Source organism: Amycolatopsis speibonae (assembly GCF_042647925.1).
GTDB lineage: Bacteria > Actinomycetota > Actinomycetes > Mycobacteriales > Pseudonocardiaceae > Amycolatopsis > Amycolatopsis speibonae.
Genome location: NZ_JBHRWK010000059.1, coordinates 144,413 through 158,749 on the forward strand (window position 1 = coordinate 144,413; position 14,337 = coordinate 158,749).

The 14,337-nt window shown below is 68.3% G+C and carries 12 protein-coding genes and 1 tRNA gene; 8 read left to right on the forward strand and 5 right to left on the reverse strand.

The window, feature by feature from the left end; all coding sequences use genetic code 11:
• Nucleotides 1-74: 74 nt before the first annotated feature.
• Nucleotides 75-968 (reverse strand): SDR family NAD(P)-dependent oxidoreductase, encoded by an 894-nt coding sequence (locus tag ACFOSH_RS32255; protein WP_378243369.1) that lies wholly within the window; start codon nucleotides 966-968, stop codon nucleotides 75-77.
• Between the two features lie 371 nt (nucleotides 969-1,339).
• Between ACFOSH_RS32255 and ACFOSH_RS32260 the strand changes: the two genes are divergently transcribed.
• From ACFOSH_RS32260 to ACFOSH_RS32280, 5 genes are all read left to right on the forward strand, one after another.
• Nucleotides 1,340-2,554 carry an MFS transporter gene (locus ACFOSH_RS32260; protein WP_378243371.1) on the forward strand — a complete coding sequence of 405 codons (1,215 nt, stop codon included), beginning with the start codon at nucleotides 1,340-1,342 and terminating at the stop codon, nucleotides 2,552-2,554.
• Between the two features lie 458 nt (nucleotides 2,555-3,012).
• A complete protein-coding gene (locus ACFOSH_RS32265) occupies nucleotides 3,013-4,467 on the forward strand; it encodes a GGDEF domain-containing protein (RefSeq protein ID WP_378243373.1) in 1,455 nt (484 codons plus the stop codon).
• Nucleotides 4,468-4,521: 54 nt separating this feature from the next.
• A complete protein-coding gene (locus ACFOSH_RS32270) occupies nucleotides 4,522-6,684 on the forward strand; it encodes a phospholipase A2 (RefSeq protein ID WP_378243375.1) in 2,163 nt (720 codons plus the stop codon).
• A 162-nt stretch (nucleotides 6,685-6,846) separates the two neighbouring features.
• The gene (locus ACFOSH_RS32275) at nucleotides 6,847-8,463 is read left to right on the forward strand and encodes an LCP family protein (RefSeq protein ID WP_449224198.1); all 1,617 of its coding nucleotides are present in this window, start codon (nucleotides 6,847-6,849) and stop codon (nucleotides 8,461-8,463) included.
• A gap of 176 nt (nucleotides 8,464-8,639) precedes the next feature.
• Complete coding sequence (locus tag ACFOSH_RS32280; protein WP_378243377.1) at nucleotides 8,640-9,110, forward strand: helix-turn-helix transcriptional regulator; 471 nt, start codon at nucleotides 8,640-8,642, stop codon at nucleotides 9,108-9,110.
• Between the two features lie 73 nt (nucleotides 9,111-9,183).
• On the opposite strand, the gene ACFOSH_RS32285 is transcribed toward ACFOSH_RS32280, so the two are convergent.
• On the reverse strand, nucleotides 9,184-10,644 hold the full coding sequence (locus ACFOSH_RS32285) for a flavin-containing monooxygenase (RefSeq protein ID WP_378243379.1): 1,461 nt from the start codon (nucleotides 10,642-10,644) through the stop codon (nucleotides 9,184-9,186).
• 120 nt (nucleotides 10,645-10,764) lie between these two features.
• Between ACFOSH_RS32285 and ACFOSH_RS32290 the strand changes: the two genes are divergently transcribed.
• Both ACFOSH_RS32290 and ACFOSH_RS32295 read left to right on the forward strand, forming a co-directional pair.
• Nucleotides 10,765-11,322: a TetR/AcrR family transcriptional regulator gene (locus ACFOSH_RS32290; RefSeq protein WP_378243381.1), complete on the forward strand. Its 558-nt coding sequence runs from the start codon at nucleotides 10,765-10,767 to the stop codon at nucleotides 11,320-11,322.
• Between the two features lie 233 nt (nucleotides 11,323-11,555).
• A complete protein-coding gene (locus ACFOSH_RS32295) occupies nucleotides 11,556-11,966 on the forward strand; it encodes a hypothetical protein (protein ID WP_378243383.1) in 411 nt (136 codons plus the stop codon).
• Between the two features lie 3 nt (nucleotides 11,967-11,969).
• On the opposite strand, the gene ACFOSH_RS32300 is transcribed toward ACFOSH_RS32295, so the two are convergent.
• Complete coding sequence (locus ACFOSH_RS32300; protein WP_378243385.1) at nucleotides 11,970-12,191, reverse strand: DUF3618 domain-containing protein; 222 nt, start codon at nucleotides 12,189-12,191, stop codon at nucleotides 11,970-11,972.
• Nucleotides 12,192-12,317: 126 nt separating this feature from the next.
• Between ACFOSH_RS32300 and ACFOSH_RS32305 the strand changes: the two genes are divergently transcribed.
• Nucleotides 12,318-12,391: transfer RNA gene (locus ACFOSH_RS32305), tRNA-Leu, on the forward strand.
• 13 nt (nucleotides 12,392-12,404) lie between these two features.
• Here ACFOSH_RS32305 and ACFOSH_RS32310 read toward each other — a convergent pair.
• Both ACFOSH_RS32310 and ACFOSH_RS32315 read right to left on the reverse strand, forming a co-directional pair.
• Nucleotides 12,405-13,073 carry a response regulator transcription factor gene (locus ACFOSH_RS32310; RefSeq protein ID WP_378243387.1) on the reverse strand — a complete coding sequence of 223 codons (669 nt, stop codon included), beginning with the start codon at nucleotides 13,071-13,073 and terminating at the stop codon, nucleotides 12,405-12,407.
• Nucleotides 13,070-14,242 (reverse strand): sensor histidine kinase, encoded by a 1,173-nt coding sequence (locus tag ACFOSH_RS32315; protein ID WP_378243389.1) that lies wholly within the window; start codon nucleotides 14,240-14,242, stop codon nucleotides 13,070-13,072. The genes ACFOSH_RS32310 and ACFOSH_RS32315 overlap by 4 nt, the downstream gene beginning before the upstream one ends.
• Between the last annotated feature and the right edge of the window lie 95 nt (nucleotides 14,243-14,337).

Genomic DNA, 14,337 nt, shown 5'->3' on the forward strand with positions numbered 1-14,337 from the left:
TGTTCCGCCTCCAATCACGTGAGTTCGCCGTCCAATCACGCGAGTTCGCCGTCTGATCACGCGAGTCACGCGAACTAGGCGGTCCGGGTCGACTCCGTCCACTTGCGCAACCGGGGCGGGACACGCTTCTCGAGCCCGTAGTTCTCCAGGTGCGCGCTGAAGACCTCGTCGAAGGCGCGCTGCACGGTCTCGGTGTCCCACACCGGCCGTTCGAGGATGGGCTGCTTCAGGTACGGCTGCCCCATGATGTGCAGTTGCGGCCCGTTGCAGCGGATCATCTGGCCGGTGATCCCGTCGGATCCGGCGCCGAGCAGGAAGAGTACGACCGGCGCGATCCGCGACGGCGTCCGGTCGGGCGGGCAGGACCGCAGTGACCGTTCGGACTTCCACACCATCCGGGTGTGCGCGAGCGGGCAGACCGCGTTCACCCGGATCCCGCTCTCCTCCAGGTCGAGCGCCCAGGAATAGGTCAGCGAAGCGACCGCGCCCTTGCTGGCGGCGTACACGCCGAGCTTGCGCTGCCCGAGCGACGCCCCGGACGAGATGTTGACGATCGAGCCCGGCCTCCCCCGCGCCATCATGGCCTTGATCGCGGCGAGCCCGGTGTACATGACGCCGAGGACGTTCACCTCGACCAGTTCGCGGGCCTGGTCGACGTCGTCCTCCCACGGCAACGCCTCGTAGTTCAGTCCCGCGTTGTTGACCAGCCCGTCGATCGCGCCGAACTCGGCGAGACAGAGGTCGACGATCTCCTGCGCCTGTTTCGGATCCGCGACGCTGTGCCCGCTGGCGACCGCTCTGCCACCGAACTGCCGGATGTTCTCCGCCGTCCGCGCGGCCAGTTCGGCGTCGACGTCGTTGACCACGACGGCACCGCCCGCCCTGGCCACGTGCACCGCGAACGCCTCGCCGAGGCCCCTCCCGGCCCCGGTCACGACGACGGCCTTGTCGTCGAGCAAACCGTTCATCGCCTTCACCCCTTTGGCCCAGCCGGCCTCCACCTCCAGGCCGGTCTCTACTCAGTGTTGGCCCATTCGGCTCAACCGAAACTCAACCGGCGGCGAACGGCGTCCGGGCTGCGCCGAGCGAAGGACGGGCGATCGGCGCGCAGATACCCGCGGGCGAGTCAGTCCGGCGTCACTCACCGGTCAGACGGCGTAGCTTGATCGGCCTAACAGGGGAAGGATTCACTGGTCTTCTGTTCGTCTCCCTGTAGTCAGAGGCATACTGAACGTTGCTCGGCGGGTCGACAACTGTGACTCCCTCGTCGGCCACGTAACAAGACAGGCAAGAATGCGAGGGAGCTAAGTTCACCCGATCGGGGGGAGGTGGTCACGGAGTGAAGACGAACGCGGCGCCGCGGATGACCGCCGCCCTGGCGAACCGCGAGTTCCGCGCACTCTGGCTCGCCGAGGTGCAGTCCCTCATCGGGGACCAGCTCACCATCGTCGCGCTGGCGATCCTCGTCTACGACAGGACAGGCTCCGCCCTGCTCTCGGCGGTGGTCTACTCCCTGACCTTCCTGCCCGCGCTGGCCGGTGGCCTCGGCCTCTCCCAGCTGGCCGACCGCTACCCGAGGCGCACCGTCCTCGTCTGTTCCTCGCTGATCCAAGGCGTGCTGATCGCGATCATGGCGATCCCCGGCGCCCCGCTCGCCCTGCTGTGCGGGCTGGTGGTGCTGGCCCGGCTCGCGAACGCGCCCGGCAACGCGGCGCAGAACGCGTTGACGCGCGAGGTGTTCACCGACGACGACCTCTATCTCAAGAGCCAGGACATCCGGGGCATCTCGACCAACACCGCCATGCTGCTCGGGCTGGCGGGCGGCGGTCTGCTGGTCACGCAGGTCGGGGTGAGCTGGGCGCTGGCTTTGGACGCCGCGACCTTCCTGCTCAGCGCGGCCGTTGTCCGCTTCTCCGTCTCGCGGCGGGCGGCTGCGTCCGACGGCAACGGCAGCTGGTTCGGCGCGGTGAAGCAGGTCTTCGGCAACCGTCACCTGCGGGTGCTGATCTGGTTCTCGTGGCTGGTCGGCCTGGCCGTCATCCCCGAGGGGCTCGCCGCGCCGCTCGCCGCTGAGATGGGCGTGGGGAAACAGGCTGTCGGCTGGTTGCTGGCGGCCGATCCGCTGGGTTTCGTCATCGGGGCGTTCCTGTTGTCCCGGTTCGTCTCCGCGGAACAACGACGGAAGCTTCTCGGCGTGCTGGCAGCACTACCGATGGTCGCCTTGATCGGCTTCGTGCTCAAACCGGGGCTGATCCCGGCACTGCTCCTGCTGGCGGCGGCGGGTGCCGCGGGGGCGTACCTGATCACGGTGAGCGCCACGTTCATCACCTGGGTCCCGAACGAACTCCGGGGCGGTGCCGGCGGGGTGTATCGCACGGGGTTGCGGGTGGCTCAGGGAATAGGGGCGGGACTCGGCGGGCTCGCCGCCGATCGGCTCGGGGCCGCGACCTCGGCCATCGCACTGGCAGGCGTGGTCGGCCTGCTGCTGGCCGTGCTGGTCGCACTCAGTTGGGGGCGCATCAACGGATCCAGCCCGGAACCGTTGCTGTCATGAGGAATCCACACTGGACGACCCCTGGGGCGGCACTGCCGCCCGGCGGGCTCGTACTCGTGAATCTCGACGGAACACTGCTTCGACGCTCCGACCTTCGGCACCGGGGTCTTCGGCACGTTGGCAAAAAGAAACGACTCTCGATCAGAAGTCACGGCTCGACACGGTCAGACACCTCCCGGCCACCTCGTTACTGCGAACTAATACCTTGTCCGGGCTCAGAAGTCACGGCTGGACACTATCCGTCACCCCTTCCGCGTCGCGTCTCGAAAAACATTCAGCTGCCAAGATCAGAAATCACGGGACACGATTGCCACCTCCGGTCCGTGTTCGCGGGCACCCTTGCCGGTGTCGAACAACTGATGCGATGGGATGATACCGGCCGTGGAATACGAACGGTGTGTCAGTCGGTACCGGTGAGATTACTCAGCCGTGCCATCCGCGCGGAAAAGAGGTAGCAATTGCCAGCCGAGACCGGCGACCGCCGCCAGCACGGCGACGGCACCGGCGAGCCTGAGGGGCGAGCGGCGGCGGCCGACGCCCAGAGCGGTGCACCGGTGACCGAACGCGGGCAGGCAAGCCCGGAAGGTGACCAGGCCGAACCGCCGCAGCGCCATCCGTACGATCCCAGGGCCTGGGCGCTGTGGCAGCGGCCGAAGCGATTCATCGCGTTCCTCTTCGCGATGGAGGCCATCGGAATCGCGATCATGGTCCTCGCGACGATGGATTCCGCGAATCCGGAAAGAATAGACTGGGTTCGTTTCGCAATTCTCGCCGTCGGCGCCACGGCACATATTCAGCTCACCCAGCGGCAAGAGGAAAGACGGCGTGATCGAAGCCGCACCGTCCTTATCGACCTCACCGCGGTCTGGACATTTCCCGCTGCGGTCATCCTGCCGCTTTCACTGACGCTTTCCATCATCGCACTGGTCCGGATCCAGCATTGGTTCATCGCCCGGCGACCCGCGCACAACTTCGTGTTCTCGTCGGTCACCCACGGCGTTTCGGTGACCTTGGCTTCGCTCACCTTCGCCGCGTTCGGACCGCATGAATGGGGACGGATTTCCGGCTGGGACACACTCGGCGAATTCGGTGTCCTGATCATCGCCGGGATGGTCTTCGAAGCGGTGCAGATCGCCTACATCGGCGGCATCCTCGCGATCGGCTCGCCGAAGCGGCCGTCTATGTCGACCGTGCTCGGCAATGCGGCGGACAACCTGCTGGAGGCCATCACGATCGGCCTCGGCGCGGTCACCGCGGTACTGCTGTTGATCATGCCTCCGATGGTGATCGTGATGGCCGTGGTGACAGTGGTGTTCAATCGCCTCGCCGAGATCGACCAACTGCAAAACGACGCGCGGACGGACCCGAAAACCGGTGTTCTGAACATGCGCGGATGGTCGGAGTCGGCCGATCGGGCGCTCGGAAGGACTGCCCGATCGGACGACAACCTGGCACTTCTGATGATTGATCTCGACCACTTCAAGTGGATTAACGACACATATGGACACCCGGCCGGCGACGACGTCCTCCGCGATGTGGCACAGAAATTGGACGAGGTCACCCGGCCCGCCGACGTGATCGGCCGGTTCGGCGGCGAGGAATTCCTGGTCCTTCTGCCGGATATCGACGAAACGGCGGCCAAACTCGCCGCCGAGCGAGTGCGCAGTGCTATCGCGGAACTGCATATAGTGACCACGGACAAACGGGGCAGTCGCGTGACCATCTCGGGCCGCACTACCTCGATCGGGGCGGCTCTGTTCCCTCGTCACGGTGAATCCCTGGAAGAACTCCTGCACGCCTCCGACGCCGCCGTCTACGTGGCCAAAGAGAACGGACGGAACCAGGTGCGGTTCGCCCAGGACGTGGAACGGACTACTCCTCCTCCCCCCGCCCTCGGGCCACCCGGTGGGTGAACCCGGGGGTTATCCGGATGTCGGCCCCGAACGGCGGATGGCACCCTGAACGGCATGCCAGCGACAGCCGCAGCCGACAGCGAGCCCGCCCGGATCCGGCGGCCCTGGTCGACCTCCGGCTGGTTGCTGCTGGTCACGGTGCTGGTGTTCGGCTTCGGCCTGATCGCGTCGCGGCCCGCCTCGCCGCCGGACCAGGGCCCACCGACGGGTGACATCCTCGCCGCCCAGAACGCGGTCGACGCGCTGGTGCGGCCGGGCCCGGTCGAGAACGTCATCGCCGAACTGCCCGCCGACTTCACCTCCGTCAGCGGGATCACCCCGGGCGTGATGACGGCGCGGGACGGCACCGTGCGCGCCGTCCACACCGACGGCGGCTGCTCGGCGCCCTGGGGCGACGACAACACCAAATGGGACTACGCGATCCCCTGCAAGGCCCACGACCTGGGCTACGACATCCTCCGCTACGCCGAACGCAAGGGGCATCCCCTCGGCCAGGAGGCCAGGGCCTCGCTCGACGACCGGCTCTCGACCGACATGCACAACGCCTGCGTCATCAACCCGATGGACTCACGCGGCACCTGCGACGTCGTCGCCTCCCTCTACACCGCCGGTCTCGTGCTCAACTCCTGGCACCAGCGCTGGGGACCGCCGGTCGGCGACCCGCTCGGCCCGATGATCGTCGGGGTGCTGGTGATCGGCGCGCTGCTGGTGTTCCGTCTCCGCGGCTGGGCCCGCGTCCGCCGGACCGTCGTCACGCTCCCCCGCGAACCGCGGCCGATGGTCCCGGTCGGTCGATGGGCGTTGCTCGGGGTCGCCGGTGTCGTGCTGATGCTGCTCGGCGAATCCGCCGTCGCGCTCGCGCACTGGGCGGGCGCCCCGGAGCGGTCGTTGTGGCCGTTCACCTGGCTCGCCCAGCTCTGTCCGGTGATCTTCTTCGCGGTAGGCCGGATCAACGAGACGGGCTGGCGGTCGATCCGCGCGAGCGGCGGCCGGTATCCGCAGTACCTCGCCGACCGCGCGAGCCCGCTTCTGCGCCCGGCGCTGATCTTCGCCGTCGTCGCGCTGGTCGTCCCGCTCGCGCTGGAGGTGCTGGGGATCCCGACGGGCACGAACGCCACCGTCATGCGGATAGCGCTGCACCCGCTCTGGCTGCTCGGCGTCTTCCTGCTGACCGTGGTCCTCGCGCCGGCGCTGCTGGCCCTGTACCGACGGACGCGTATCGCCTCCGTCGCCGGGCTGCTGGCCTTGACCCTGGCGAGCGAGGCCGCTGCGCAGTGGTCCGGCTCGGCCGTCCCGCGCTACGCCGAGACGTTGTTCCTCGCCTTGTTCGTCCAGCAACTGGCGTTCGCCCACGCCGACGGCGTCCGACCGCCGCGGGGTGTCCTCCTGGCGACGGCGTTCACCGGCGCCGCCGGGCTGGGCCTCGCTGTCGCCGCCCGCGGTGAGGGACCGATGCTGCTCGGCGGTCCCGGCGCCCCGGCCGCGCTGTCGGGCCCGCCGTGGGGCGTGCTGCTGCTCGGCCTGATCCAGCTCGCGCTCCTCGGCCTGGCGGCGCGGCCGCTGACCCGGCTCGGCTCGCGTCGCGTGGTCGCCGCCACCGCTCGCCTGGTCCTTCGCGCCCCGATGAGCCTCTACCTCGGTTTCCTGTCCGCGATGCTGCTGCTCGTGGCCGTCGTCTACCTGCCGGGCCCGTTCGTGGACGGGCTCAGCTGGCTCGCCAGGCCGAGGGTCCTGCTGGCGCTCGCGCTGCTGGCCGTGCCCGCCGTGCTCGTCTTCTGGTGGTTCGAACGTCATTCGGGACCGCGGCAACGGGCGGTCGACGAGCCGGGCCTGCGCGCCGCGGTGTTCTGCCGCGCGGCGGCGACGGTCGGGATGGCGTACGCGATGCTCGGCGTGTTCGGGTTCGCGCTGACCCGCTTCGGCGGCGCCTCGGCCGACGCCGATCTCCTCGGGCTTCGGTTCGGGCCGGTCCAGAGCCTGGTCAACCTGCTGCTCGGGGTGTACCTGCTGCACACCGTGCGGAACGGCACCAGCCGGATGACCGGGACCTGGCTGGTGTGCGCGGTCGCGTGCGCGCCGCCCCTGATGGGTGCCCTCGACGGCAGACAGGTGAGCGCCGCCTCCGTCGCGCTGCCGGTCGCGACGATCGTCGTCGCGATGCTGGCGGCCGCCGCCACACTGGTCCCGGCCCGCGCGGCCCGGCGCGTACTGCCCTGATCCAGGCGGCGCTGACCAGGCATTCTCCGTACTCTTGACGGGAAACCGGTGGTGCATGACACATCTTCGGGGGGATGTGTAATCCTGCGACAACCCGCAACAGGCACCATGCGTCCCTTGAGCAGACCGTCAAACCGGTAACGAACAGAAGGAGCAGACCGCGTGGAGTACCCGCCTCGGAATGGGCAAGGGGATCGACGTCCCGCCCGGCCGCGGCAGGACGCGCCCGGACGCGTTCCTTCCCGCCCTGCCGCGCCCCGTGGCGCCCGCCCGGCGCCCGCGGGCCCTCCGCCCCGGCGCCCGGAACAGCGGCGTTCCCCGCGACGGTCGTTCCGCGGGCCCAAGATCGCGCTGGGCCTCGTCTCGCTGCTGATCATGGGCCTGACCGGCTACGCGTGGGCCGCGATGGACGGTCTGACCTTCGCGAACGTCGGCATCGGCGCCGACGAGGGCGACAAGCCCGCCGACGGCGCCCGCGACATCCTGCTCGTCGGCCTCGACAGCCGCACGGACGCGCAGGGCAACCCGTTGTCCAAGGAGGTCCTCGCCCAGCTGCGCGCCGGGCAGGCCGACGGCGAACTGAACACCGACTCGCTGATCTTCGTGCACATCCCGAACGACGGGTCCAAAGCCGTCGCGATCTCGCTGCCGCGTGACTCCTACGTCGACATCCCCGGCGGCTTCGGCAAGCACAAGATCAACTCGGCGTATGCCCGCGCGATGCTCGACGAGCGCAAAAAGCAGCAGGAGAACGGCGTCTCCGACCCGAAGGAACTCGACCAGAAGGCCAACGAGGCCGGGGCGAAGACCTTGATCAAGACGGTCGAGCAGCTGACCGGCTCGACCATCGACAACTACGCCGCCATCAACCTGCTGGGCTTCAGCGAGATCACCCAGGCCATCGGCGGAGTCGACGTCTGCCTCAGCGACGACGTCGACGACCAGTTCTCCGGCGCGAAGTTCACCAAGGGCCCGCACACCATCTCCGGAGTGGAGGCGCTCGGCTTCGTCCGGCAGCGCCACGGGCTGCCGCGCGGCGACCTCGACCGGGTCGTCCGGCAGCAGGTGTTCATGGCCGGGATGGCGCGCAAGGTGCTCTCGGCGGGCACGCTCACGAACCCGGGCAGGCTCAACGACCTGATCGCGGCCATCAAGAAGTCGGTCGTGCTCAACCAGAACTGGGACATCTTCGGCTTCGCGCAGCAGATGAAGGGCCTCACCGGCGGCCAGCTCGAGTTCCGGACGATCCCGATCGTCAACATCGAGTACAAGACCCCGAACGACGGCACCGCGATCCAGGTCGACCCGAAGCAGGTCAAGGACTTCGTCCAGGGACTCGCGGGCCCGCAGCCCGGCGAACAGCCGGCGCCGCCCGCCGAGTCGCCCAACAAGGCGACCACGGTCGACGTCCGCAACTCCACGACCCGGGACGGACTGGCCTCGGCGGTGCTGAAGCAGCTCACCGACAAGGGCTTCACCGCGGGCGACACGGCCACCGCGAGCGCGCGCAAGAAGACGGTGGTCTGGGTCGCCAAGGGCCAGAAGGCGGCGGGCCAGGCTGTCGCCGACGAACTCGGCGGCAACCCGACCGTCCAAGAGGACAAGAGCGTCGAAGCCGGACATGTGATGGTGTTCCTCGGCTCGGACTTCAAGACGCCGAGCGGCGCGGAGGGCTCCGGCTCCTCGCAGAACGCCGCCGGTTCGTCGGCCGCGGCCCCGCCGCCCGAGCAGTCCGACGAGCAGCCGATCACCGCCGAGGGTGTCCCCTGCGTCAACTGACGCCCTCGGAACACCCGCTTTCTTCACCCGTTCGGCCCATCAGGTCAAAATCGGTATGAAAAGCACCCCCGAAACCGCGTAAGAGCGGGCGACCTGCCGACTTTCATACACGTGAGTGCGCTCGTGCCGCTTTTTGTCACAGGGGGCGAGCCGGTGGAGAAGAGGGGTCGGGGAGAGTGCTGATCGACGCTGAGAGCTATCAGCGGATACTCGGAGACGAGCTCCGCAAGCTCCGCCGTAAACGTGGCTGGACACGCAAGGAACTGAACCAGCATCTGCAGAGCGAGATCTCGCTCCAGACGCTGGCCACCTACGAGCTGGGCACCCGGCACTGTTCGGTGGTGCGGCTGGTCGAGCTGTGCGTGGCGATGGACGAGCTGCCACAGGACCTGCTGGCCAAGGTGCATCGCCGGGTGTTCGTGGACGAACCTGGCCGGGTCCGGATCGACCTGCGCCTGGTGATCAACGACGACCAGGACGAACTGTTCCCGCTGCGACGGTGGGCGGACGACCGGCTCAAACGGTCGGGCGACAACGGTTCCGCCGAAGTCCACCTCGACTTCGCGGCGCTGGAGCGGATGGCCGAACTCTGCGGCATCCCCACCGTCGATCTCATCGGAAGGCTTCGCCGGCTCAACCCCTCATGAGCGCGGCATCCCCAGGTCCGTGAAGGCCATGCCCCCCATCCTGGCTTTCACGGACCCTCCCCACTTCGCGGCTTCAGCCGAGGAGTTCGTAGTCCTCGCGCCGCACCTTGCGGGTGTCCAGCCAGTACCGCCAGGTGAAGCCCGGCCAGATCGTGCGGTTGACGCCCTTCGCGTCCAGGTACCAGCTCTTGCAGCCGCCCTGGGTCCAGATGCCCTTGGCGAGTTTGCGCTGGATCTCGCCGTTGAACCGCTCCTGCGCCTCCGGCCTCGGGTCGAGCGCCTTGCCGCGCGCGAGCCGCAGCGCCTGCGCGACGTAGGAGATCTGCGCTTCGATCATGAACACCACGGAGTTGTGCCCCAGCCCGGTGTTCGGGCCGAGCAGGAAGAACAGGTTCGGGAACCCGGACACGGTGATGCCCTGATACGTCCGCATGCCCTCGGCCGCCCACTCCTTGCCGAGGTTGCGCCCGTCCCGGCCGATGATCTCCAGGTCGTCGAAGGCGTCCGTGACGTGGAAGCCGGTGCCGTAGATGATCGCGTCGACCTCGTGCTCGACGCCGGCGCCGTCGACGACGCTGTGCTCGCGGACCTCTTTCACGCCTTCGGTGACGACGTCGACGTTGTCCCGCGCGAGCGCCGGGTAGTAGTCGTTGGAGACCAGGACGCGCTTGCAGCCCATGGTGTAGTCCGGCGTCAGTTTCCGGCGCAGTTCGGGATCCTTGACGCCCTTGAAGATGTTGCGCCGCGCGATGCGCTGGCCGATTTTCATCACCCACGGCTGCCCGTTGAAGCCGATCGCGCGGGCTTCGAGGCCCCAGTAGAGAACGTTGCGGAAGGCGCGCTGCAGCAGCGGAATCGAGCTGAACGTCTTCTGCAGCGCTTGCGGCATCTCGCGATCCGGTTTCGGCATGATCCACGGCGGTGTCCGCTGGAAGAGCGTCAGTTCGGCGACGTCCGGCGCGATCCGCGGCACGAACTGGATCGCGCTCGCACCGGTGCCGACCACGGCGACCCGTTCGCCTGTCAGGTCGTAGTCGTGCTCCCACCGCGCGGAGTGGAACGCCCTGCCCTTGAAGCGCTCGATGCCGGGCAGCTTCGGGATCTGCGGCAGGTGCAGCGCGCCGACTCCGGCGACCAGCGCGGGCGCGACGAACTCTTCGCCCGACTTCGACGCGACGTGCCAGCGGTTCTCGTCGGCGTCCCAGCGAGCGCTGGTCATCTCCTGGCCGAAGCGGATGAAGCGGTGAAGGTCGTACTTCGCGGCGACGTCGCGCATGTAGCGCCAGATCTCGGGCTGCGGCGAGTACGCCCGGGACCAGCCGGGGTTCTGCTCGAACGAGAACGAGTACATATGCGAGGGGATGTCGCAGGCGCAGCCGGGGTAGGTGTTGTCCCGCCAGGTGCCGCCCACGTCGTCGGCCTTCTCCAGGATGACGAAGTCCTCGCGGCCCTCTTTTCGCAACTGGATGGCCATGCCCAGCCCGGAGAAGCCGGTTCCGACGATGACGACACCGGTCTCGGTGCGGTTGCCCATGACCCGACCTCTCGCTCGTTTACCTGTTACCGAGAGTTCACCTTACTTGAAGTAGGTTACCTTCGGTAGAGTGTTGTGGTGACGACGGCGAAGCGCAAACGCATGCCACGAGCAGAGCGAATGCGGCAAATGATCGAGATCGCTGAAGAGGTCTTCGCCGAACGCGGCTACGGCGCGGCGTCGATGGACGACATCGCGGAGCGCGTCGGGGTCTCCAAGCCGATGCTCTACGAGTACTTCAACTCGAAAGAGGGACTGCTGCTGGCCTGCATCCAGCAGTCGCGGGCGGCACTGCGCGAGGTCACCGAACGGGCGACCGTCGGCGCGACCTCCGCCGAGGACGCGCTGCGTCGCGGACTGCTCGCCTTCTTCGTCTTCATCCGGGAACGACGGCAGGCCTGGTCGCTGCTCCGTCACGAGATGGCGCTGATCGGCACCGGCGCCGCCGACGAGATCGAGCAGACCCGGCGTCAGCAGACCGATCTGATCGCCGCCCTGATGAGCGGCTACTTCGACGCGGGTGACGACCTCCGCGCCGAGGCGTCCGCGGAGTTCGTCGTCGGCGCGTGCGAACGGCTCGCGATCTGGTGCGAGCGGCACGAGGACGTCAGCCCCGAACTGGCGACCGAATACGCGATGGATGTCCTCTGGTCAGGCCTGTCCGCGAGGGCCCGCTGAAACGACTGTGAAGATGCGCGTGCATTAGGCCATTCGGTCGTCACTCAGAGCACATTGCCGCCAGTGTCTTGTGACACAGAGTTGTCCTACTGTATCGATGACACTGTAGAAACTCTGATGGACCGTCACGGCCTCGGTCAGGAGGGGGCGCCACCACCCGAAAGTGGCGTCATGACGAGGGCGTGGCGAGGTCCACAGAGTGACGCATGCTCGCGAGGAGAGGGGTGAGGCGGATGACCGAACCGATCACCGCGTCGTACGTCCAGGAGGACGACGACTGGAAGGTCACGGTCAGCGGCTCCGGTAAGGAACTGACCGGTCGCGCACCGGGCATCATCGCGGCGCGGGACAGGGCCGACCAGCTGGTCGAGAAACTGTCCCCGCCGGAGAGGTCGACCGTGGTACACCTGCTCAACGGCAGTGCGTTCGACTTCACCGCCGCCTACATGACGGCGAGGCTGACGCTCCCGGAGATCGCACCGCTCGAGGTTCCTCCCCCGGCGAACGGCAAGGCCAAGGAGAAGATCGTGGCCAAGCCTCCGGTGCCCCAGGGCAAGGAACTCCCGAAGGTCGTCGACGAGGCGAAACCCGAGGAGAAGGCCGAGCCTGCCAAGACACCCGCCAAGGCGGCCCAGACCTCCTGAGAGCTACTTCAGGAGCTTGCGGATCAGCAGGACGCCGATCAGCACCGCCCCGCCGATGAGCGGGTACTTCACCTTGGGGTCGTCCAGCTTGGCGCGCAGACCGGACTTCGCGGAATCCACCAGCTTCGCGGGGTTCGCCTTCGTGCCCAGCTGGTCGAGAGTCGCGACCAGCGCGTTCCTGGCCTGCTCGATCTCACGCTCGATGGTCTCGGGATCGCGAGCCACGTGTCCTCCTCGCCGCGACGGACTTGCTGGAAGCCCACGTTAGAGGACACCACCCCCTCGGGCGGCACCGGCCACGCCGAGAAACGCCGAACGTGTCGCACGCTACGCTTTCAGGGCAGTACTGGGGGGCCCGTAGCCCAATTGGCAGAGGCACACGGTTTAGGTCCGTGCCAGTGAGAGTTCGAGTCTCTCCGGGCCCACAGGGTTCACCGGTCACGTCCCCGATCCGGCGATGCGGTAGCCCACGCCGGGCAGCGTGGTGATGACCGCGGGCTCGCCGAGTTTGCGGCGCAGCCTGCCGACGGTCACGGTGACGGTGTTGGTGAACGGGTTGGCGTTTTCGTCCCAGACCTGTTCGAGCAGCTTCTCCGCGCTGAGGTAGACCGGACCGGCGCGCAGGAGGGCTTCCAGGAGCGCGAACTCCTTGGCCGAGAGGTCGAGCAGCCTGCCGTCGCGGGTGACCGTGCGGCACGCCGGGTCGAGTTCGATGTCTGCCCCGCGCAAGGTGCGGGCGCGGGCCGTGGGGCGGCGTCGGCCCAGTGCCCGGACCCGCAAGACGAGTTCGGGGAAGTGGAAGGGCTTCGCGAGATAGTCGTCGGCCCCCAGGGTGAGGCCGCTGACCCGGTCCCCTGGTGAACCCGCCGCGGTCAGCATGAGCACCATCGCGCGTTCGTCTCGCCCGGTGATCATCCGGCAGAGGGTGTCGCCGTGGATCCCGGGCAGGTCGCGGTCGAGCACGACGACGTCGTAGGCGGTGCCGTCGAGTTTGGTGGCGGCGGCGACCCCGTCGTAGGCGATGTCGACGGCCATGCCCTGGTCACGGAGCCCCTCGGCCAGCACGTCCGCCAGCGCGCGGGCGTCTTCGACCACCAAGACCCTCATGCCGGGACCCGTTCCGCGGTCCGCGGCAGCGAGATGACGACGTCCAGCCCGCCCGCCGGTCGCGCGCGCAGCCGCACGTGACCGCCGTGGGCCTCGGCGATGGCCGCGACGATCGACAGGCCGAGACCGGAGCCGTGCTCCGAACCGGTCCTGTCGGCGGCGAGTCGCCGGAACGGCTGGGTGAGGCCGTCGACGTGTTCCTGGGCGAAAAGCGCTCCGCCCGTCTCCACGAGGAGGGCGACTGCGCCGGACTCCTCTTTCGTCGCGACCCGGATCCAGCCACCGGTGTGGTTGTGCGTGATCGCGTTGTCGATGAGGTTGTCCACCACGCGGGCCAGCAGAGTGGGGCTGCCCAGGGTCCGCGCGGTCTCCTGCAGGTCGCCGTCGTCGACGGTCAGGCTCTTGCCCGCGATGTCGGCGGCGCGTGTCGCCAGTGCCGCGGAAACCAGGTCACGCAGGGAAACCGGCACTTCGTCGTCGAGCACGCCGTGCTGTGCCCTGGCGAGGACGAGCAGGCCTTCCAGGAGGCTGTCGACCTGGTCCAACTCGGTGCGGAACCGGTCGGCGAGGGTGATCGTCTGGGCCGGGGGCCGGGGTTTCCCCACGGCCACGTCCAGCGATGCCCGCATCGTCGCCAGCGGGGTGCGCAACTCGTGCGACGCGTTGGCCACGAACCGGCGCTGGGCCGCGAAGGACGCCTCCAACCGCTCCAGCAGGTCGTCGATGGTGTCCGCGAGCTCCTTCACCTCGTCGGCCGGCCCCGGCACGGCCAGCCGCTCGTGCAGATTCTCGGCGGAGATCTGCCGGGTGGCGCCGGTGATGGTCCGCAGCGGGCGCAGGACCCGGCCGGCGACGATCCTGCCCAGCACCACCGAAACCACCACCATCACGGCGAGCGCGATCAGCGAACCCACCAGCAGTTGGCGTGCCCGCGCCGCTTCCAGATCCGAAAGCTGGTCCCGCAGGCCGTGGATGACCTGCTGCGCGGCGGCGAGACTGGTCTGCTCCGTGCCCGGAGACCGCGCCGGCACGGTCTCGGTCAACTGGTTCCCGGCGAGCAGGTTGGTCAGTACCAGCAGAACGATCCCGGACGCGAGGAACAGCCCGGCGTAAAGGAGGGTGAACCTCAGCCGCACTGGCCGCGTCAGACGCCGTAGCTTGCCGTCCATGGGCCCAGGATGCCGCACCGGACCTAACAGCGGTATGACAGCGACGGTTCGGACGGTGTCAGGCCCCGGCCCGTAGAACCGGCGGCGTGCCTTCA

Coding starts and splice junctions, on each gene's coding strand:
- ACFOSH_RS32270 (WP_378243375.1), top strand. CDS start 4,522: ATGCCAGCGACAGCCGCAGCCGACAGCGAGCCCGCCCGGATCCGGCGG.
- ACFOSH_RS32290 (WP_378243381.1), top strand. CDS start 10,765: ATGCGGCAAATGATCGAGATCGCTGAAGAGGTCTTCGCCGAACGCGGC.
- ACFOSH_RS32295 (WP_378243383.1), top strand. CDS start 11,556: ATGACCGAACCGATCACCGCGTCGTACGTCCAGGAGGACGACGACTGG.
- ACFOSH_RS32315 (WP_378243389.1), bottom strand. CDS start 14,242: ATGGACGGCAAGCTACGGCGTCTGACGCGGCCAGTGCGGCTGAGGTTC.
- ACFOSH_RS32285 (WP_378243379.1), bottom strand. CDS start 10,644: ATGGGCAACCGCACCGAGACCGGTGTCGTCATCGTCGGAACCGGCTTC.
- ACFOSH_RS32310 (WP_378243387.1), bottom strand. CDS start 13,073: ATGAGGGTCTTGGTGGTCGAAGACGCCCGCGCGCTGGCGGACGTGCTG.
- ACFOSH_RS32255 (WP_378243369.1), bottom strand. CDS start 968: ATGAACGGTTTGCTCGACGACAAGGCCGTCGTCGTGACCGGGGCCGGG.